The organism is Metabacillus sp. GQ13 (assembly GCF_059758525.1).
The window spans coordinates 215,572-237,722 of sequence record NZ_JCAXET010000008.1 but is presented as its reverse complement, the minus strand read 5'-3'; the positions used below and the strand labels follow the sequence as shown (position 1 = coordinate 237,722).

General features: G+C 37.0%; 19 protein-coding genes and 1 pseudogene. 1 reads left to right on the top strand and 19 read right to left on the bottom strand.

Annotation, left to right across the window (positions count from 1 at the left end):
- Positions 1 to 530, bottom strand: a pseudogene (locus AC6CHR_RS12390) (class I SAM-dependent methyltransferase); the annotation flags it as partial.
- A 97-nt stretch (positions 531 to 627) separates the two neighbouring features.
- Positions 628 to 840, bottom strand: coding sequence for a hypothetical protein (locus AC6CHR_RS12385; protein WP_498249132.1), 213 nt, complete (start codon positions 838 to 840; stop codon positions 628 to 630).
- 513 nt (positions 841 to 1,353) lie between these two features.
- Between AC6CHR_RS12385 and AC6CHR_RS12380 the strand changes: the two genes are divergently transcribed.
- Positions 1,354 to 1,923: an NUDIX domain-containing protein gene (locus tag AC6CHR_RS12380; protein ID WP_498249131.1), complete on the top strand. Its 570-nt coding sequence runs from the start codon at positions 1,354 to 1,356 to the stop codon at positions 1,921 to 1,923.
- 336 nt (positions 1,924 to 2,259) lie between these two features.
- Here the strand turns inward: AC6CHR_RS12380 and AC6CHR_RS12375 are convergent, their stop codons facing one another.
- The 17 genes from AC6CHR_RS12375 to AC6CHR_RS12295 form a co-directional block, all read right to left on the bottom strand.
- Complete coding sequence (locus tag AC6CHR_RS12375; RefSeq protein ID WP_498249130.1) at positions 2,260 to 3,666, bottom strand: family 4 glycosyl hydrolase; 1,407 nt, start codon at positions 3,664 to 3,666, stop codon at positions 2,260 to 2,262.
- Positions 3,667 to 3,982: 316 nt separating this feature from the next.
- Positions 3,983 to 5,320, bottom strand: coding sequence for a DUF4129 domain-containing protein (locus AC6CHR_RS12370; RefSeq protein WP_498249129.1), 1,338 nt, complete (start codon positions 5,318 to 5,320; stop codon positions 3,983 to 3,985).
- On the bottom strand, positions 5,310 to 6,440 hold the full coding sequence (locus tag AC6CHR_RS12365; protein WP_498249127.1) for a DUF58 domain-containing protein: 1,131 nt from the start codon (positions 6,438 to 6,440) through the stop codon (positions 5,310 to 5,312). The genes AC6CHR_RS12370 and AC6CHR_RS12365 overlap by 11 nt, the downstream gene beginning before the upstream one ends.
- Positions 6,441 to 7,412, bottom strand: coding sequence for an AAA family ATPase (locus tag AC6CHR_RS12360; protein ID WP_498249126.1), 972 nt, complete (start codon positions 7,410 to 7,412; stop codon positions 6,441 to 6,443).
- A gap of 193 nt (positions 7,413 to 7,605) precedes the next feature.
- The gene (locus AC6CHR_RS12355) at positions 7,606 to 8,601 is read right to left on the bottom strand and encodes a hydroxyacid dehydrogenase (protein WP_498249125.1); all 996 of its coding nucleotides are present in this window, start codon (positions 8,599 to 8,601) and stop codon (positions 7,606 to 7,608) included.
- A gap of 42 nt (positions 8,602 to 8,643) precedes the next feature.
- A complete protein-coding gene (locus tag AC6CHR_RS12350; RefSeq protein ID WP_498249149.1) occupies positions 8,644 to 9,789 on the bottom strand; it encodes a DUF2264 domain-containing protein in 1,146 nt (381 codons plus the stop codon).
- A 145-nt stretch (positions 9,790 to 9,934) separates the two neighbouring features.
- Entirely contained in the window at positions 9,935 to 11,305 is a 1,371-nt protein-coding gene (locus AC6CHR_RS12345) for a sugar ABC transporter substrate-binding protein (protein ID WP_498249124.1), read from the bottom strand.
- A 248-nt stretch (positions 11,306 to 11,553) separates the two neighbouring features.
- Entirely contained in the window at positions 11,554 to 12,408 is an 855-nt protein-coding gene (locus AC6CHR_RS12340; protein ID WP_498249123.1) for a carbohydrate ABC transporter permease, read from the bottom strand.
- A 21-nt stretch (positions 12,409 to 12,429) separates the two neighbouring features.
- Complete coding sequence (locus tag AC6CHR_RS12335) at positions 12,430 to 13,350, bottom strand: carbohydrate ABC transporter permease (RefSeq protein WP_498249122.1); 921 nt, start codon at positions 13,348 to 13,350, stop codon at positions 12,430 to 12,432.
- A 257-nt stretch (positions 13,351 to 13,607) separates the two neighbouring features.
- Positions 13,608 to 14,501 carry an AraC family transcriptional regulator gene (locus tag AC6CHR_RS12330; RefSeq protein ID WP_498249121.1) on the bottom strand — a complete coding sequence of 298 codons (894 nt, stop codon included), beginning with the start codon at positions 14,499 to 14,501 and terminating at the stop codon, positions 13,608 to 13,610.
- Between the two features lie 67 nt (positions 14,502 to 14,568).
- Entirely contained in the window at positions 14,569 to 15,336 is a 768-nt protein-coding gene (locus AC6CHR_RS12325) for a sugar phosphate isomerase/epimerase family protein (protein WP_498249120.1), read from the bottom strand.
- A 37-nt stretch (positions 15,337 to 15,373) separates the two neighbouring features.
- A complete protein-coding gene (locus tag AC6CHR_RS12320) occupies positions 15,374 to 16,231 on the bottom strand; it encodes a sugar phosphate isomerase/epimerase family protein (protein ID WP_498249119.1) in 858 nt (285 codons plus the stop codon).
- Positions 16,232 to 16,311: 80 nt separating this feature from the next.
- Positions 16,312 to 17,472: a Gfo/Idh/MocA family protein gene (locus AC6CHR_RS12315; protein ID WP_498249118.1), complete on the bottom strand. Its 1,161-nt coding sequence runs from the start codon at positions 17,470 to 17,472 to the stop codon at positions 16,312 to 16,314.
- A 158-nt stretch (positions 17,473 to 17,630) separates the two neighbouring features.
- Positions 17,631 to 18,473 carry a sugar phosphate isomerase/epimerase family protein gene (locus tag AC6CHR_RS12310; protein WP_498249117.1) on the bottom strand — a complete coding sequence of 281 codons (843 nt, stop codon included), beginning with the start codon at positions 18,471 to 18,473 and terminating at the stop codon, positions 17,631 to 17,633.
- 355 nt (positions 18,474 to 18,828) lie between these two features.
- Positions 18,829 to 19,650, bottom strand: a complete 822-nt coding sequence (locus AC6CHR_RS12305; RefSeq protein WP_498249115.1) for a sugar phosphate isomerase/epimerase family protein — start codon at positions 19,648 to 19,650, stop codon at positions 18,829 to 18,831.
- Between the two features lie 9 nt (positions 19,651 to 19,659).
- Positions 19,660 to 20,823 (bottom strand): dihydrodipicolinate synthase family protein, encoded by a 1,164-nt coding sequence (locus tag AC6CHR_RS12300; protein ID WP_498249113.1) that lies wholly within the window; start codon positions 20,821 to 20,823, stop codon positions 19,660 to 19,662.
- A complete protein-coding gene (locus AC6CHR_RS12295) occupies positions 20,792 to 21,985 on the bottom strand; it encodes a Gfo/Idh/MocA family protein (RefSeq protein WP_498249111.1) in 1,194 nt (397 codons plus the stop codon). The genes AC6CHR_RS12300 and AC6CHR_RS12295 overlap by 32 nt, the downstream gene beginning before the upstream one ends.
- Between the last annotated feature and the right edge of the window lie 166 nt (positions 21,986 to 22,151).

Sequence of the window (22,151 nt, the reverse complement as noted above, 5' to 3'; positions counted from 1 at the left end):
ATGTCAACAGGTGCTTTTTCTTTGTAGTGATGAATCCAATCCATTAACGGAGCAAATTGACAATATCGGACTTCACCTCTTATAAATTGTCCGATTAATCCATGAGTTTGGATAAGAATATAAACAAGGTCTTCTCTCTGTATTTGTCGTGAACGAAAAGCTGTCTTCATCTTCTCATGGGCATAAATTTGCGCTGAACCTACATTATGAATTTCCAATTGAAATCCACGCTCTCTCCATTCTTCCCGTTTATGGGGTAACCCACATTTTGCAACATCACTCCAGATCAACACTTCTTCAATCAAGGCTTCTTCATCGGGACTCGAAGTACTATTTTCGTTTAATATCTCTAACGTTTTCTCGACATAACGAAGGACAGGATTGTCAGCTATTTTTTCTAATGATTCAATCTGTTCCAAATTCACATTTTTTTCTTTAGTAAGGAAAAGATACTGTAACCATCTATGATCACGAAGAACCTCTTTATTTCCTGACCTTACCTTTTCTATTAATTCTAATGAATGAAGCATCAATTGTTATCTCCTTATCCATAAAAACTTTTACCATTACTGATTTTTTATTAGTCCGTTTTCCTATTATAGATTTATTTATGTATTAATTTAATCGTTAGTACTTAGAGTTAGAAGCATTTAATTTATCTGATATATCCCATAATAAACCAATAATAACACCTAAAAATATTGATATCCCATAAAATTGTGTCATATCGGTATCTGTCATTAGAAATAATCCTGTATTAACACTCCAACCCATTACTCCTCCACCGATTACACTTATCATTGTTAAGCCTTCTCTTCTTTTTTTCTCTGTCCTTTTCACTATGTAACACTCCTAAGAAATAAGTTTAACTACTCGTCAATGAAGTTCCGATGATACCACAATTATTCAATTAAAGAAAAATACAGGATACCCTCGTACCGCTCAAAAAAATCAGTAAGAAAATATGAGAGGAACAAAGAACAATAATTACGATAAAATTTTTAAATTTTGTTTCTTAGATAAATACTAACATAACCCAGGGAATTCCCCATTTCATTTTTTATTAGACTCCCTTTTGGTGTAAAAAAGCCATACTTCTTCTAGAAGTAAAGCTCATCATCAAGCAAAGGAATATTATGCAAAACTCGTCTATCATTTTGGTTTTTCTTCCTTTTTTATTGTAGTGGTTTTAATTTTTTACAAAATTGAAATTTTACCATAATATCCGAATCAGTCACCTTCTTTCATTCCTAACAGTCTGTTACGCTTGATATAAACTATGAAATAAAGGGATTTAAAATATTATTGTCGAACTTCCCTACTATTATCGTTTTTTATTTTGAGATTGAAAGGATGGTATTATTGTCAGCAAATTTCTGTTTACAATGTGGTTCTCCTTTGGAAACCCGTGATATCGATGGAATAGGTAGAAGAGCATGTCCTAACTGTGATTATGTATTTTGGGGTGACTATAGTATTGGTGTTGGTGCACTTGTCATAAAGGATGACAAATTTCTATTAGTTAAGCGAGCTCATCATCCTGGAAAAGGTTATTGGACAAATCCTGGAGGGTATATTGAACAATTGGAATCAATAGAAGAAACGATTATACGTGAAGTGGAGGAGGAGTCAGGAATTGTTGCCCAAATCAAAAGTATCGTTGCAATACGTGATCTCCCAAGGCATGTGCACAATTTATATGTTGCTTTTTCAATGGATTACATAAGTGGAGAACCAAGACCTGATGGTATTGAATCTGATGACGCAGGCTTTTACAGCTTAAAAGAAATAGAGTTGATGAATGTAGCAGACTTCACAAAATGGCTCATTCAAGTGGCCTATCAAGGGGCAACAGAAGGATTAATTAGGGATAATGATCCATTAATACCCTTAAAAGACAATACGCTCTTTAGAATTAGATGACTTGTTACTAAATCGAATACATAAGAAACAATATCAATTGATTTGTGATAAAAGTAAATTGATAAACCCTATGGAAATGGCCAACAGTAAGCGGATATATAAACCAGATCATGAGCTTATGACAGCTCCTTTTGAATAGTACACCCAATAGGAAATACAAGTTATACAGACCTTTCCAATTTTGAAAATGTTACGGAATCAATTTTAAAACAGATTTGATATTTTTGATAAACAAACAGAAAGGCTCTACTCTAATTTATGAGTTGAGCCCTTCATTAAGTAATCCCTTACATCAATTGCTTTAAACACGTACTTTACGAAAACATTCACCATTGATTAACTCGTAATCGTTTGTTCCAAATTCCAACCGACTAAATAGTTTTGCGTATTCAGGAGCATTTTATCAAATAACTCTTTTGTCTGTTCAGGATCAAGGTGAACAAGTGGATCCTGAACAAACGCCTGAAATGCTAGGTCTTTATCCTTTGTAAGTGCTGCGATTAATGTCGTTTCTTGATTATAAATATGGCCAGATACCATCTTCTGTATTGGTGTAGGTAATTCACCTGCACAGACAGCTTGGATACTGTCGGCTCTGAATAGTGCATTTGTTTCGACAATAGAATCGCTTGGTAAGCTATTGATTTGACCAGTATTAGGTAGGTTTACGTTTGTCACTAAGTCACCTAACCCAAGTAATGCTTTAATCATATCAATGCCCTCTTCACCTGTTGAGCTCAGGACAAAGTCTTCTTTTCCAGTAGTTAGTCTTGTGCTTTTTTCTAGTAATTCTTGTTTGTTATCCATTCGCCATTGGACATTTGTCAGTCCAAACTTCCACTCTTTTACTCTTTCAGGACTTTGTAAATACCATGAATTAGGCATAAATTCCGCTAAATGTCGATCACCTGCAGCGGCTATTAAACCAAACTTTTTAAATAAATCAAATTTCACCCGTTGCGCTGAAGCAAAATGATCATTCATCCAGTGCCCCTTTTCACTGCCTTCGTAGCCTTGTTCAAAGTATTTATCAACAAATTCCTTATATATTGGGAAAAGGTCGATGCCTCTGTATGAAGCTTGATCAATCCAGGTAAAATGGTTTATGCCTAATACATTGACTTTAATATCCTTGTAGCTAACATCTTTCATTCCAAGCATATCCTCTAGCATTGAGGCAAGTAACTTCTGTGTCCCAAATACTTCATGACAACAACCAATTGCTTTTATTTCTGGGAATGTTTTATACAAGGTCCTCACACAAAGACTCATTGGATTCGTGTAATTAATGACCCAAGCATTTGGCGATGATTTTTTAATATGTTCTGCAATCTCGACAAAAATCGGTATGGTCCGTAGTGCTCGTACCATCCCCCCTGGTCCTACTGTATCCCCAACCGATTGATAGATTCCATACTTTTCAGGCTCATGTACATCTGATGACATTTCTGCAAAAGAACCAGGAAGAATTGAAATGATCACAAAGTCAGCTCCGAGCAAAGCTTCATCAATAGTCTTTACGGCTTCATACTTCCATTTCCCCACAACATCCTCACGATCATATAAATGATTTCCAATAAGTTCATTATTACACGCTGCATCATAATTGATATCATAAAGCTTTACAGTCCCTGATAAATCACCTTCAAGCGCTAGATCACTCATTAATCCCCAAGCCCAGCCTCTTGATCCTCCGCCTATGTATGCAATTTGTAGGTCTTTCCCCTTTGCTTTCGTGTTCATTTTTCCATCCTCCTAGTATTCTAGTATGTTAGTTATCATTCTATTGATAATTTTTAACCCTTCTTCATTCGTTCCTTTTTATTTATCACCTATACTTTAAACCATGTTAACGTTTACAACAATAGCGTTTTTCTATATCGCACTTTTTGTTTGAATAGGCTTCTAAACGTTTGTTGCTTTTACATTTATAAAAAACGGTTTTTGGATTTTTATTGTACTACTTCCTGTCACTTCAAAAGAATAAGAACATATAATATTGCTTATTTATCTATCGAACTTGGGAAAGGACTCTTAAAAAAAAGTGAATATACTTAATCTATCCTTCCTTATTCTTAAGTGAGTCCAATAGGAATGTAACCTCTTCTAAGTCTTGTGAGTTTAAGTCCTCGTTCCCATATCTCGCTTTACCATAAGTATCTATAAAGGTTCGTAATTCTTTTTGCTGATTCCCTCTCCTTTCAGACATATCTTTAATTGTTTTGGACGGTGTATCGGAGATTTTAAATGGTAACCCGCGATTCACTTGTTCCTTTACCAACTGTCGATAAACATAACGGACTTTCTCGCGGTCAGATAGCTCGTCCCATTTGGGTTGACGATTGAATAAAGTTGAAAATAATTCTTTTGCTTGATTTTTTGTCCCTTGCCCCCATTTTTTCAAGTCAAGAAGACTTTCCTTTTCATCAACATATTGGCTATTTTCTTCATGATCGCTTTTTCTTATATGAAAAAGTTGGTTTAAATAGTTCATAAACCATTTATATCCAAGTCTAAACAAATGACGAACTTTCTTACTAGCAAAAAAGATGAAAATGATCCCACCAATTACTGCTAAAATATAAAATCCAACCTCAGCAATCTTTTCCATTAACACTGCTAATGCTGAAGGTTCTCCACCTTCTAAAGGTGGTGGCATGCTACCTTCTGATGCTGGAGGGGTATTTTCGATTTGTTCATCATTTTCAAAAATCGAAAAAAAAGAGATAATCGCAGAAATAACTGCTGAGATCGCTGTATAGAGTAAATGTTGGAGTACCTTAAAGTTGGTTATGATCGCAATTATACTTAGGATCACGAAAATATATACTCTATTTTTCCCTTTGATTGAACCAGTCACAAACGGTCTTTTTTGTTTTGATAAGGTTGATGATTTTAATGATCCACTATTAGAAAGGAATAATGTAATCACGACTAAAAGAAAGCAGCTCCATGTGATCACATCGAGATACGGATTAAGTGAATCTGAAAATCGGTATACAAAGTAGGCGGTAAAATAAATTGGAAAGCCAAATTTCCATAATGACGTAAAGGAGATTAGTTCCTCTACTTCGCGCTCTGCATAAAGGATGCCTCGATAGCAAATGACACCATTTATGATCAAAACAACCAGATAGGAGACGATCGTATCATTAAAGAGAACAGCTAAAGTTGCACTCACGATAATTGTATATACAAGATAAAGCAATCGCTTTTTATCTCGAACAATCAATCTAAATAAGAAACCTAAAATAGAGAGTATAGGTAAACTAGCAAGCCATACAAACGGACTAGATATAAAGGTTACCCCTAGGAGAAGAAAGACTGGAAAGATGATGATGAATTCGATCATTCCATACATCCATTTCTCAAGGATGATCTGAGCTTTATTGGGCAAGATATTCACCTTCTCCCTGGTTTGGAGGATCAGTTAGCATTAGGAGTTCAATTTTATTCCCTTGCTTTTCTAAAAGATGAATCTTTTCTTGAATATTATCCGTGATGATTGATGTAATCAAAAGGATATCTGTTTGAGTACGTGTTTCCAAATCCTCCATTAAAAACCGATTAAAACTGATACTTCGATCCATACTTAACTTAGCCATTGTATCGTATAAATAGGTTAACTGATGTTTCCCACTTTTTGGCTCAATTCGAATTGATGATTTTGTATCATTTTCAGTTTTTTCTCGGAATGTTTCAACAAGATAGGAATTGCATCCAAACCCTGTGTTTATCCCCTTCGCTATCGAATTTCCGGCAATCGAAGCAGCATAAGAGATCCCCTTTTCAATTAATGAGGTGTTTTGTATAGGCATCCAAATATCCTCTGACTCATCAAAATTCAGATAGATCATTAGTTGATGATCCGCCGTATAATCTTTCTTACTAACTTGTAAGTTACCTGTTCGAGCTGTTGCTTTCCAATTGACTGAATTCAACGAGTCTCCTCTTGAATAATCTCGCACCCCAGCAATGACAAAAGGGTCTTCAATAATCCATCTCCTCACAATGATATCACCCAACCAGCTATGGGATGGTAAAGGGATCTCTTCGATTGCGATCATCTCAGGAAATACGGTAACAGCTGCCTTTGCACTAAATTTACGAAAACTCTCACCGAACCCAAATACATCACCAAGGGTCAACGATACGTTTTTCAGCTCATAATATCCTCTTTTCGTACAGCGTACCTTATGCCTTCTCGTTATTTTTTGATAGGGCAACATACTGAACAATGTACGATGAAACTCTTCACTATGTACTTCCGTTAGTTGATCTTGTTTACCGACAAACTGTAAATTTCGATCAATCTTTGATTCTAGCCTTAACCACGGTATGGGGAGAAGTTTATTATTTGAGATTTCATCAATCATTTCGATTTCTTCCCCAGCGTACACCTTTTCCTTATTAAAAGAACGTGTGTACTGCAAACGGAATAAACCCCATTTATTAAAAATAACGCTTTGAATCACACTGATGAGGCAAGTAATGATAATAAACCAGGCGATACTCATTTATGAATGATGGCCTTTCACAAGTTCTCCCTCTGCTGGAACTGGTATCGCTTCCATTATATCATCTAGAATTGAATTCACTTGTTCATTCTTTGCTCTCATCATCGAATTTAAGACTAAACGGTGTCCTAAAACAGGCTTAACCATGGCTTTTACATCATCAGGACCCACATAATCTCTCCCTTTTAGAATTGCATACACTTGGACAGCCTTTAACAAAGCTTGACTCCCACGTGGACTTATTCCTAACTCTATTGATGGAAGGGATCTTGTTTTTTCAACTATATCCATGATGTAAAGAAGTAGATCATCACTTACATATACGTTAGAATACAGATTTTGTGCAGTAACAATCTCATCTCTTTTTACAACTGGATTAATATCTTCTAGCGGATTATTTTCTTTAAAACGTTTTAAAATATTAATTCCTTCATCCTTTGTTGGATAGCCTAAATTAACCTTTAGTAAAAAACGATCGAGCTGTGCCTCTGGCAATGGGAATGTCCCCTGGTTTTCCACAGGGTTTTGCGTTGCGATCACCATAAAAGGTCGATCTAGAATATGTGTTTCACCATCAATTGTTGTCTGTCTTTCTTCCATACACTCTAGTAAACTGGATTGTGTTCTTGGGGTTGCTCTATTTATTTCATCAGCCAAGACGATATTCGAAAAAATAGGTCCTGATCGAAATTCAAATTCCCCTAGCTTTTGATTGTAAAAGTTAATCCCCGTTACATCACTTGGTAGTAAATCCGGTGTAAATTGAATCCGATTAAATGAACATGCTAACGACTTAGCCATTGTTTTAGCTAGTAATGTTTTACCCGTTCCTGGTACATCCTCTAACAAGACATGTCCCGAAGAGATTAAAGCTACTAGTAGCTGATCTATTTGCTCGTCTTTCCCGATGACAACCTTTTGAATATTGTTTTTTACCTTTGTTGCGATTACCCGTATATCGTTTAGTTCCATCTCTCTTTTCCTCTTTTCCTATAACTTGTTGGTCCTCACACGTGAATTCAAAAAAGGACATCTATATTGATTTAGACGTAACCCTCTGATTTCCTTTTTTACAATGTGAGATTTCTTTTTAAAAACAGTAAAAATTTCGAAAAGAGAGACATCGAACAAAGATAATACCAATTAAGAGTCAAGGATACCTCTTTTAAGCTAAAACCCCAAGATCTCTTTGATAGATTTCCCACTTTAGTGGCTCATTCTTTAGATACCTTCTAAATTCATCTAGCATATATGCTCCCAATCTAGCACATTCATTTCCTGCACTTCCGGCTAGGTGTGGGGTTAAGATCACATTGGGAAGGGTATATAGTGGAGATTCTTGTTCTGGTGGTTCTGGATTTGTTACATCTAAGACAGCTGTTATGTCATGACGTTGTTTCAACACTTCAATCATTTCATTTTGTCTAATAACCGCCCCTCTAGCTGTATTAATAAAGCTAGCATTCTTTCTCATCATAGAAAAATGGTCTCCCCTGATCATCCCTCTCGTTTTATCAAGTAATGGTGTATGAAGAGAAATAATATCAGCATTTTTAAATAGATCTTCAAGAGAACAAAGGGAAACACCAAGTTGATCAGCCGTTTTTTGATTAGCAAACGGATCATAAGCAATGACTTTTACATCAAAGTTCTTTAGCAATTGCGCTAACCTCCGTCCTATTGTACCAAGGGAGATTAGGCCAACCGTACTTTGATAGGTTCCGGCTAAATCAAAGGGTTTAGCCGGAAACTGTTGGTTCTCTCTAATGTTTTGGACAAACTGCCAGCCATTTTTTAGGCAAAATAAAATTTGCGAAAGTGCGAATTCAGTTACTGGAATTGCATTTGCTTGAACAGCACTAGTAATCACAATATTTTTCTTCCACGATAATTCTGTTGCAATGTGCTTTATTGAACCGGCTCCGTAAAATAATGCCTTCAGATTGGGGGCGGCTTCTAAAAACGTTTGATCTAGTCTTGGACCACCCCAGCCTGAGAATATGACTTCTGCTTCATATAAAATCGCTGGATTTTGTTTAACCATCTCACTGGTAAGCTGTGGAGCATAGATATCGGCTAGTTCACAAATTTGATTACGGATCGTTTCTGGATAAACGAGCTCAAATAGATTCTGATTCATAATGAAAAGTCCTTTTACCACATTCGTCACTCCCTTTTCTCATTCATAGATAACAGCCTTTGTTTATTTGTCGTCAAGTGCATGATCAATAGGGAATTCTTTCCCAGACCAAGCCTTCTTTTGGGTCCATTCTGTTGATGGATCACTCCAAAATCGGTGTGATGCTGAAAGACCTAGTGGAAGAAATACCACGGAACACAAATAGGTACTACCTGTCGAAATGTATGCTTCACCGATACTTGGTTGATGACCAGAATAGCCCACAGTTAGCCACCCCTCCTTTGTAAATGTACCTGGTACTTCCAATGACCTTTGAATAATAGCCGTTAGACAGGATCTTACTTGTGCCGGAGTCAGATTCTCATGTAAATCATCTCGTAAGGCATGCTGGGCAAGACTTTGAAAAGCTCCACAACGATAAGAGAGCGAACGACCAACCGGTGGAAATGTCCCTTCAGGAGAAATCAAGCGTTCTTGTATGACCGCAAACCGTTGCGACCTTTTCATGATTGTTTCTTTCCTGGCATCCCATTCTGGGTATTCATCACCGATGGCTTCGATTAAATCAATCAACATTGGCTGAATGACAAAGCTATTGTAGTAATCATGATGAAAATTCGGACCATCACTATACACCCCATCACCTAAGTACCATTGGTCTAGTTGTTTGATCGCATAATCGATTCTCATTGGATCCCAATCACGTTCCCCAAGCTTAAATAGCGTAGCTTCAATTATTGCCGAAAATAACAGCCAATTTGAGAAAAATGGTTTTCGTGATCTCGTCGCTTTCAGTGCACTGATGAGGTTTTTCTTTACACGTTGGTCTAATTTCTCCCAAAGTTGATTTGGAGCCCTGAGGATTGCTTGGGCTAGAAAAGCGGTATCCACGATCGGTTGAAAATCATCTTCAAAATTCATGTAATCAGGGGAATGAGGGTCTGTCCCCGCATCAATTGCTTCTCTTGCTAGATAACTATAATGGTTACGTAACCTTTCTTCTTTCCCTTGTGCAACATTTTCAATCCATGGAGCGATCCCAACTAACAATCTTGCTAAAGCCTCTAAGTGCGTGAAATTCATGCGATCGGAACCGTTTTTCATTTCCACCGGCATTAACGTCTTCAACTGTCTTTTTTCTAAGGCTTCAAGGACAGGTGTTGACAGTTTAAGCATGGTATCAATCCATAACAAGCGATCGTTTGCTATTTCTTTGGTAATAGGAACCACCAACTTTCCAATCCATCGGTCATTCGATTTGCTGTTAACCTTTAAAAATTGATACGAAAAAGAAGTATCATTTAAAAAGTATGAAAGAAAGAGGGAGGATAATCTCCCTCTTCAAAAATGACTGTTATCTATTTTCAACCCATTCCGTACTTTCCTTCTGTGCTTTTTCTAATGCTTCTTCTGCTGTTCTTTTACCAGTTAAGGTGGCTTCAATTTCTGATGTTAAGATAAACCGTGGTTGAGATGAAGCCCATGGATATCTTGGAGTAGTTGGCGTACTCAGGGCTTCAAAAACTGGCAACATCAACGGTTGTTCTTTGACACTATCCCACTCGGTTGCAGATTTTACTGCTGGTACTACACCTACTTCTTCAAATAGATATTTTTGTGTAAAATCGCTTGTCATAAATTTAATCCATTCCCAAGCCAAATCCTTCTGTTTACTACTTTTCGCAATGGCTAGTGGACTTCCAGCAAATAAACCACCTTTTCCTTCATCATTTTTAAATTCTTGAGCAATAGCAATTCGATCGCCTAATCCTTGAGCATACGCTGGCTTTACTATATCGCCAGGGCCTTGGTTTAACATGATTGCGATATTATTATCCTTTGATAGCCATTTTTCCTGTCCTTGGTTACTAACTAGACCTTTTGGTGCATATTTTTGCATATCGAGTAACCAGTTTAATCCATTTAGCATCTCAGGGGAATGAAAGTTAAACTTCACTTCATCCCAGGCAAATCCTTCTCCCCAAGATCCGTTTTGTCCTTCGGCTAGATCAATTAATGTAAAGGCAGAAGACCAATCTCCACGGAACCAAATTCCATAGTTTTGTTCTCCTGTTACTGGATTTTTCCCAGTCATTTGCTTTGCTTTTTCTGCAACCTCTTCCATTGTAGGGTGATCAGATAAATAATCTACTCCCCAGTCATCAAATAATTTCTTATCATAGGCGATAAAACGAGCATCCCCTAAAAACGGCAATCCGTAAATTTGTAATTCATCATCATCTTGCCCTAAGACCTTCCAACCCTCTACTTGATTCTCTATAAATTTATCTAATTTGAACTCTTCATCCTTATCAATATACGGTTGTAATGGTTCTATAACGCCCTGTGGTGCGAAATCTGCTAAACCAGGCATTTGATAAACATCTGCTTCACCTGATGTAATCATCGCTTGAGTCTTTTCCGTGTAACCTTCCCAAGGCATAATCACAAATTCAACAGTCGCTCCTGAATGTTCCTTCTCAAACTCTTCTTTTAAAACCTCAACACCTTTTACAGATTCACCTGTAATCGGATCTGTCGAGGTTTCCTTCGTGAAATCCCCTATTAATTGAACCTTTATCGTTTGTCCTGACCATTTACCATCGCCACCATCAGAATTCTCAGTTGTACCTGTTTTTGGACTACAGCCAACAAGTGCTGCTACAATTGCCATCAGACCAACTAACATAAATAAAGTTCCTTTTCGTACGATGTTTTTTATCAACTTTTTTACCCCCCTGAATGGTTTTCGCTTTGACCTAGGCTCTTTACTAAGAGTTTGTTGCTATCAAACCTAAAAAAACGGTCATTGGATTTTTTCTTATAATTAGAAGCAATTTTAAAAGAAAATGGCTAAGTCATTTAACGAAAAGAGCACGAAGACAGGTTAAGTACGTAAAGAAGTGCCGTTACGAAAAACAACTATCTTTGCCAAAACAGCCTTGACCTAAAATGAGTAACCGATATAAACCATCACTCCCCCTTGACTCCACTTAAAGCGATACTTTGAATAATGTATCTTTGTAAAAACAGATATACGATAACAATTGGTATAATACTTACCGTAGCTAAAGCCATCGTTAAACCACCTAAACTAGTTCCATTTTCTAGTGAAAAACTAGCAAGGTACAGAGGAACAGTGTGGAGATCTTGGTCATTCAGTACAACTAATGGCCACATAAAATCATTCCAACTCCAAATAAATGATAAGATGACCATCGTTGCTGTTATTGGTCCTGAAAGTGGCAAGTAAACTTGGAAAAACGTTTTAAACTCGCCAGCTCCATCAATTTGTGCTGCTTCCCGTAATGTGTTTGGTAGCTGATCAAAAAACTGTTTACAAAGGAAAATCAACATGCCACTAATGATCGATGGTAAAATAAGTGGCCAAAACGTATTCAATAAATTGACGGAATTAAACAATTTGTACAAAGGAATTAAACGTGGTTCCATCGGAATCATTAATGTACAAAGCACGATAACAAATAAAACTCTTTTCCCCTTAAATGTCCCTTTTGAGAATGCATAACCAGCTAATAGCGATGATGAAACGGAAAGGATTACGGAAATAATGGTGACAATTCCAGAGTTAATATAGGACTGTATTAACCTGCCATTCTCAAAAACGATTCCATAGTTAAACGTTGACGGACTATCTGGAATTAACTTTGGCGGAAATGGCATCGTCACGTTGGCTGTTCGGTCAAATCCAACACTTATCATCCAAATAAATGGGGCCATTAGCAAACAACCGAAAACGAGTAGAATAACAAACTTAAACACTCCTGTTAATCGTTCCATTTTCTGATATGAAATGGTATTCTTCACCAGGGTTCCTCCTCTCTAGCTTTATACATTCATCTTCGAAACTTTCAGATTAATAAAGGTGAAGACAAGAATGATGATAAACATGATATAAGTAGCGGCGGATGCAATGCCAAATTCGAACCCTGTAAAACCACGTTCATAGATAAACGCACCCATTGTTTGAATTGATCTAGCAGGACTTCCATTTGGTCCACCGAGAACGTATACCTCATTAAAACGTTGAAGGGCTCCTATCCACCCAGTAATAAGCAGAAAAGCGAAAGTACCCATCATGTTTGGAATCGTGATAAATAACCATTGTTGAAAACCATTGGCACCATCAATTTTGGCTGCCTCATACATTTCAGAAGAAATTGCTTGTAAATTGGCGAGACATATAATAATGACAAAGCCGATCCAATGCCAAACGGATAATAAAATGACAGCCCATTTGGAAGTGGAAGGATCAGATAGCCATCCTGGTGTCGGTAATCCAATTGATTCGAGAATATAGTTGACAATCCCCATTTCAGGGTGAAGGACAAAGGCAAAGATCATTGCGGCTGCGACGATAGAAGTAACATTTGGTAGGAAGTAAATAACTTTGAAAAAATTTTGACCTTTAGTAGTCGAATTGATAAGTGAGGCAAAGATAAAACCTAATGGGATAGTTATTATGATTTGAAAGATTCCAATATAGAACGTATTCCAAACTGAATTCCAAAATGGACCTGACGTTAAAACAGATTGAAAGTTTTCGAGTCCAATATAATGTTCAATCGTTCCATTGGATTGGTAAAAGCTCAATCTGAGTGATTCGAATACTGGATACACCATAAATAATAGAATTCCTAAAAAACTCGGTATAAGAAAAATGTACCACTTAAAACTTTCATTTCGTCTTTTTCGTTTCAATGATTTCAAACCTATTTGGTTGGTTAGTTCCACATTGCTTTTAGCCATCATATTCTCCTTTCTTCAAGAGACAATCATGGATTGCTTTGGTTCAACACCTCTATTTACACTACACCTTAGGAAAATGTGATAACGCTTACAACTAACTTAATAAAAAGAACTATTCTGAATGTTATGAGTGGTATTGTTTTATGGCTGTTATTATTGGAAACTCCATTTTCTTTTGACTATATTTCAATACTCTGTCATGCACAGTTTTACTGAGTTGCAGAGTATCAAATGCAAGAAAAGAAAATAGAACCTTACTAACGTGATTCCAACTGGCTTGATTGGAACTCAATTGCTTTTCGATTACGATACTCGGTTGGTGTGATATGAACTTGTTTTCGAAAAAATCGGCTAAAATGGGATAAACTTTCAAACCCTGAGTCTAATGCTACTGCTAAAATCGATTTGTCAGGATGCATCTCTAATAAATATTTTGCACGATTGATCCGACAGCACATAAGGTATTGCATAATTGTATAACCAGTTACATCCTTAAAAATCCTCGACATATAATATTTACTAATATTTAAATTAGTAGCAATGTTATCTAAGGTAATGTTGCTTTCAAGATGTTGTTCAATCCATTTTGCAACTCGATTCACATGAGTGGCTTTTTCGGACTTTACCGTGGGTATCTTTACAAGTCTTAGTTTGCTAAGTTCATAAATTTTAAAGAGCAGTTGGACAAGTAAAATTGAAATTTCACCTTCTAATAGGCGATTATCACGTTTAGACGCGTTTTTCTTATTTACATCTATTGATGCAATTCTTCTTATTAAATCCTCAATTTCTGATAGCTCTGTTTTATCCACACCCCTAAACAACGTATTACTTAGCATTTGATATGGATTTAGCAATTCCGGAACTTTTAAACTACTTAGTATCGGTTGAATCCATTCTGCAGAAAATTCAATGACACTTCTCTCATACAACTTCCCTAATTCAGGATTTGCTCGATGTAAGGTTAATCCATTCATAATAATGATATCGTCTTCCTGTAAATAATGAATATGATCACCAATTAGATATTTACAGTTACTGCCGTGAAAGTAATAGATTTCATACCTGTCATGAGAATGAAAACGAAACTCGTCTTTTGTGGATACTTCGTTTTTATTCCGATAGTACACATTAATATTTTCTTCCCCCATAGGTTTCCCCTCTTATCTGTAATGAAGTGTCCCTATAAATTCTAGATAAATAACAAAGAAAAACAACCTAATTTTCATTAAATAAATTGGTTAAAAATTGTCTCGCTTGAAATATTTCTGTATCAAAGTTGATCCAGTTACATTCAATTGAAACTTGGTCGTTATAATTCGCTTTAGCTAAACACTGAACAAATTCTTGATATGGATAGTTCCCTGTACCTGGAGCTAATCTCCCTGTATCGGCAACATGTATGTGTTTTATCATGTCTTTGGCAGCGATAATATTATCAATAGGTTCCCGTTCTTCATCCATATGATAAAAATCGGCTAAAATTTGTATTGGTTTTCGGTTAACCTTTTTAGCGAACGACATAGCTTCTGGAACACTGTTAATCATATTACTCTCTTTTTTATTTAAGGGTTCAATGACAATGGTTATCCCTAACGGCTCTGCATAATCGGCTACCATGTCTAGAAACTGTACGATTTGCTCTTCCCCTGTATCACGAGGGAAAGCTTCAGGTAATGACCTTGCTCCTCCGCTTCCGAATACGACTTTTTTAGCACCAATTTGTTTCACTCTTGAAAGTGCTGTTTTAACATAGCTTTCTACCGCATCATGATCAACTGTATCTCCAACGATTTTTAGTTGGCCTGGTAAAAATATATTACATACCTCTACAGGAAGATGACTTTGTTGATAGCTTTTTAGTATGTTTTGAAAATCCTCATCATTGGCAGGTACTAAAGAAACAACGGTACATTCTAAAAAGTCAAAACCAGCCTTTTTGGCAATGGATGAATTCGTAATATCTGTACAACATCCTACTCTCATTTTATTACTTCCCTTCCTTAACCAATGGTAGATATCCTTAAATTTCTGATAAAAGCTTTTTGATCCATTCAATATTGTGTTTAATAGATTCCTTTGTTGAAAATGCTTGACTAAAATCTTCCATTCCAATATATCCATCGTAATCGACTGACTTTAAATCTTTTAATACTTGCTGCCAATTAACGACTCCCTTTTCTACTAAATCCCAATCTGGTTTCCACATAACCGTTCCATCTTCGTTCTTTTCTTTGATAACCCAGCTAGCATTTTTGACATGAACATGTGCTAAATAAGGTCCCAACAATTCTAATGCCATCCTGTGGTTCTCATACCCTTCGTGAACCATATTTCCTGGATCAAATAACACTCCAATATAATCTGGGTTGAATTGACTGACTAATCGATGTGCAAGTCCTGCACTAGGTGTAATTGTTTCATGATGCGTTTCCACCAACCCTTTCATTTTATACTGCTTACACATTTGTTCCACTTCAGATAAATACCCAACAGCTTTCATGAATAAATCATGGTAATTTTCGCTGCGATTGTACTTAGGAACACCGACACGTATCGTAGAGGCACCTAATTTCTGAGCAACACGAAGTACGTTTTCGGTAGCAACCAAATCCCCACAATTAAGGTATGGGGTTACACTCGTCACTTCAATTCCGTACTCTTTCGTAACCCGAGATAAATCTGTTAACTCTTGGTCTGAACTATCAGGGGAAATTGTACATAAATTATTCCCCCAAAAGCTTGGCTTTTCTTGTTTTAACTGATCTGTTGTTTCTTTAAAACGCCACTCTACACCATGGTAGCCAAATTCCTTTAAGTACACGAGTAATTGTTCTGGTGTTATATCTGGAGCCATTACGGTAAAAACAGAAAACTTCATTATCAAATCCACTCCTCATTGAAATGATTTTTTTATCTACTACAATTACAGTCTATCAAACGTAATCATTATTCATTTTTTTAATATGTACCCTTCACATTCAACGAGATGCCTGAAGTTTCCTTTTTTACGGTCGAGTTCGCTATCTTTTCTTGTAAATGTTTATAATAAAGCTCCTCATTAATCGGAAAATCAACCCAATCATCTAACCATGTAGACAAATGTATAGCGTTAGATAGGGAAAGTCCTTCAATCCCTTCTCTACCTGGAGCAATAAGTGGTATTCCTTTCACAATTGCATCAACAAAATTTTGTGTAATCCCGCGGTGACCCGTTTCTTTTCCTTCAATTGGAATCTCAACCTTCCAACATTCAGGTGAACCAAATCCTCCTTGATAGTCACGGTTAAATTCAGGCTCTGGAACACGAAGTCGCCAAAAGTCTAGTTTTCCGTTTTCTACAACGACCTTTCCTTGATCACCAGCAATTTCTAAGCGATTCGTACCAGGTGCTTCGCCTGTAGTTGTGATAAATACCCCTGTAGCTCCATTTTCGTATTCTGCAAACGCTGTTACATCATCTTCTACTTCAATATCTCGATGTTTACCAAAATAACAAAATGCGCGCATTCGTTTTGGCATCATTCCTGTCATCCATTGCCATAAATCTAATTGGTGTGGGCACTGATTGATTAACACACCTCCACCTTCACCGGACCATGTAGCACGCCAACCACCTGAATTATAATAACTTTGCGATCTGTACCAATTGGTTATCAACCAGTTAATCCGGCGAATTTCTCCAAGCTCTCCAGTTTGAATTAACTCACGCAATTTTTGATAGAGTGGATTCGTCCTCTGGTTATACATCATTGAAAATACTTTTCCACTTTTTTCAGCAGCTTCATTCATTTCACGTACTTGTTTCGTGTAGACACCTGCAGGTTTTTCACACAAAACGTGAAGTCCAGATTCAAATGCCTTTATAGCTAGTGGGGAATGAGAGTAATGTGGTGTCGCAACGATAACAGCATCGATTAATCCGGAATTAAAAAAGGAATCTTCATCAGTAAATATGTCCACTCCATCTGTTACATTTTCTTCCAGACAATTTATTCGTTCTTCACTGATATCTAAAACGGCTGTTAATTCCGCCCCTCTTATAGCTCCTTCTTGAAGGTATTCTGCGTGAGCACTACCCATTGTTCCAACACCAATAACACCGATTCTTACATTTGCCATAGACTTACATCCTTTCTATACTCTTCAGGTTTTTAATAACCATTTATGAATCGGACCATTATTGACAATAAGAAAAATGTTTCAAATTTAAATCAAACAGAAAACATTAGTGATATTTCTCTTTGATATCATTTTTACATTATTGAAAAGGTTCGATTTTACCCACTATCAATCTCAAGGTAGCTTTTTTCTAGTTTTTTCATATAGACAGCATATTGTTGAAAAGCTATATCAGGCTCTTCTATTTCAGGGCACCATACCTTTTCCCATTCCAATGTATAATAACCATCATATTTTTTATCTTGTAATAGTCTATAAATGGGCTCTAAAGGAATATCTCCTTCACCAAGTAAGCATAATTGGTAGCCTCGTTCACAATCTTCCTTGAGATACGAATCTTTCCAATGTGTATATTTTATGTTTTCTCCTAATGTCTGCCACGTTTGTTCTGGATACTCTGCTACTGTCCGATAGGGATGATGGACATCCCAAAGGACATGTAAGAAAGGAGAATCAATACGATCTAGAACATCTTTTACAAATTGACAATTAGTCCAATCATCATGCGTTTCTAAAAGTAAGCAAACCTGATGTTGTTCTACTATTGGAAGCATTTTTCTTAGATTCTCAACAACGTTAATTAGTGCATCTTGCCTGCTAAATTGGCCAATCTTGCCACCAAACACACGAATGTAAGGAGTTTGAAATTCGTTACACAACTTCGCATATTGTCTTAACTCCACTAAGTATCTTGTAAGCTCATTATCGGAAGTTGTAAATAGACGGACAGAACTTGAGAAACAGGGTATTTCAATCGATGCTTTTACAAATTTCCTCTTCGTATTTGCTATCCCTGTTGTAAATTCCGGTAATTTATAAATATCCATTTCTCCTAAATAACCGCGGAAATCGACCCCATCATAACCTGATGCCACTGCTTTTTCTAGAATCGTATCCAGATCCCATTTCGGACAACCTAACGTAGTAAAAGCTAGTTTCATTCACTTTACTCCCTTGGTAAAAAGTTTCTTTATCATAGACTGTTTTTGAAATAGTTATATTTTTAGTAAAATAGTAGTATCTTGGTTGCGTGCAACACTTTATTAATAAAAAGTCATTTTTCTTTTGATTTTACTTTCCTTAATCATAGAGAAGTTTCATTTACATGTCTTTCTCCTTGTTGCTCTGATGCATAGAAAGTTTTACCTAAATTGCTAAAATCCAATTTCTCTGTCTCTGTGATTAAAAACCATTTAGACCTAGAAACTAGCTTCTAAAAAACCAAAAGCTAGTCCGTATTTCTTTCTTTTGTTTATCCCAATGCAAACTAACCAAGATCAATTGTTAATATCATTTTTAAACATACTGTATAAAACGATCTTTCATTTGTTCCAAAACAACATCACCAGGTTTATTCCAGATTTCTTCGTTAAAAATTTCAACCTCAATTGGCCCAGTATAGCCTGCTTGTTCAACCGCTTGTCTTATTTTCTTTATATCAATTACTCCATCTCCCATCATTCCTCGACCCATTAGTAAATCTGGTGTCGGAACGATCCAATCAGATACATGGAAACCAAGGATACGACCCTTTGCAGACGTAATCTGGTGATATAAGTCAGGATCCCACCAGACGTGAAAGACATCGATAACAACGCCAACTTGTTCTGGAGTATACCTACTAGCTATGTCATTCGCTTCTGCTAATGTTACAATGACACATCGCTCTGCAGCATACATAGGATGAAGTGGTTCAATCCCAAGCTTAATACCGTATTCTTCTGCAAAAGGGACAATTTGCTCAATTCCATCTGCAACCATTTTCCGAGCGTTAGTAATATCTTTGTCAGGAGATGAACCACAAACTAATACTAGTACATCTGTTCCAAGTTCTGCAGCCTCTTCTATTGCACGTTTATTATCATCAATTCGTTTTTGTCTATCCGTCGGTGTTGACGCCGGGAACATACCGCCTCTACATAAGCTTGACACATGAATACCTGCATTTTTCACCAATCTCTTACTCTCTAAGAGTCCGATCTCTTCGACTTTATGTCTCCAAAGAGAAATTGAGGGAATCTCAGCTCTAAGACAGCCATCCACTGCTTCTTGAAGTGTCCAATTATCCGTTGTAATCTGATTCAAACTTAATCTTTCAATAGATTGTAAGTTATCCATATTCCCCTCCTATTTTATTCCTGAAAGTTCTAGAATAAGCTGCATTTTGTCTGCAGCAATCTCCGGATCTACGAATAAACCAGCTTCATCTGCAAGAACAAAAAGCTCAGAAAGATGGATAATTGAGCGTGCACTCTCAGCCCCACCGATCATCCGAAAATGAGATTGATGACCATTTAAATACGCCATAAAAACAATTCCAGTTTTGTAAGAGTATGTTGGCTGTTGAAAAATATGTCTCGCCAATGGAACTGTTTTTTCTAGGATAGAATCATAGTGATTCATATCCCCTTCATCAAGCGCATGCATAGCCGCTGCTGCTGCAGGTGCAATCGCATCAAATATACCGAGAAGTGCATTGCTATACCCATGTTCGTCTCCACGAATTAATGAAGGATAATTAAAGTCATCCCCCGTATACATACGAACTCCTTCTGGTAATAAGCGACGCATTTCAATCTCCCGTTCTGCATCTAACAGTGAAATCTTAATCCCATCAACCATATCTTTGTGATCCCAAATAATATTCAGACAAACCTCCATAGCATCACGTATTTCGTTATGACCCCAATATCCTTTTAGCGCTGGATCAAACATATCCCCAAGCCAATGCAGGATAACTGGCTGTGAAATTTGCTTTAGCATATGGCTATATACATGATAATAATCATCAGGTCCATTCGCACATCCTGCAAGGGCTCTACTAGCCATCAAAATAATTTGTCCACCCTGCTCCTCTATAAAACTACATTGCTCTTCATATCCTTGGATAACTGCTTCCAAAGTAACACTTTCGTTCGGTAGTAAATGATCAGTGCCAGCTCCGCAGGCTATTTTTCCGCCCACAGCATTTGCCTCCGTAATTGAACGGCGAATTAATTCCTTTGCCGCAGTCCAATTAAGTCCCATCCCTCGTTGGGCAGTATCCATTGCCTCTGCCACTGAAAGACCTAGTGACCAAAGATAACGACGATAAGCCAATGTGTATTCCCAATCGATTTGTGAATGTTTGATTGGATCCGCGCCTGAAAATGGATTACAAACGACATGTGCAGCTGAAAAAGAAATACGACTTGTAAATGGTTTGCCTGGTACCGTAAAACTTGACGCATCACCTACTTCATAATGGAGAAATGAGCCATTAGCTTTTGGTAACTTCAATTTTCCTCTCATCTATTATCCCCCCAACTGTTAATTCAGGTACATCGATCCATCGTCTTTCTTTCCATGATAATAGTCCAAGTTCAGCAAGTTGGGTTCCTTTTGCCCCTTCTAACAAATCCCAAGGAAAATGCTCATCATTAATAACATGTTTCAAAAATAGTTCCCACTGAACTTTGAATGCGTTCTCATATTGGTCGTTTTCAGGTACCTCTTGCCATTGATCTAGGAAATTAAACGGATTAGGAATGTCGGGATTCCAAACAGGCTTTGGTGTATTCACACGATGTTGAACCTTACAATCTCTTAATCCAGCAACAGCACTTCCTTCGGTACCATCGACATGAATAGTAAGTAGATCGTCCCGATTAACTCTTACCGTCCATGAAGAATTCGCTTGAACGATAATACCTCCTTCTAATTCGAATGTTGCATATGCTGCATCATCAGCAGTCGATTGATATGGATTTCCATTTTCGTCTACCCGTTTATGTATATGTGTAGCACCTAAACACGAAACAGACTGAACATTGCCAAATAGATGATCAAGGACATAACGCCAATGGGCAAACATATCAATGATAATGCCACCTCCATCCTCTTTACGGTAGTTCCATGAAGGTCTCTGACCCGGCTGCCAATCTCCCTCGAATACCCAGTATCCAAATTCCATCCGAACAGATAGAATGTTTCCAAAAAATCCAGAATCAATGAGACGTTTTAATTTTAAGATTCCTGGCAAGAACAACTTATCTTGAACAACACCATTTTTCACATTCGCTTGACAAGCTAATTTTGCAAGATCAAGTGATTCCTCTAAACTCGTTGCAGTTGGCTTCTCACAATAGATATGCTTTCCTGCTTTTATTGCCTTCCGTACATCTTCTGCACGATGGACTGTCGTTTGTGAATCAAAATAAATCAGATTTTTCTGATCGGCAAGGCAAGACTCTAAATTAGTACTCCAACACTCAACTTGATGTTTCTCTGCCAATGCCTTCAGCTTGCTCTCATTACGACCGACCAAAACAGGATCAGGGATAATTACATCACCATTCGCAAGTGATACCCCACCTTGTTCACGAATCGCAAGAATCGAGCGAATCAAATGTTGATTCATCCCCATACGACCCGTCACACCGTTCATAATAATACCTACATTCACTATAGACATTGAAATCCCTCCAAAATTTTTTTGTAAAGATATCTTTATTCTAGTAAAAAAATTGATGTAGGTCTTAGTGATATAAGATTCAGATTAGCAATATCGGAAATAAAAAACATTTTAGTTTAGAAATCAAATCCATTAAGGGTGTAAATATAGCACAAGGACACATTAG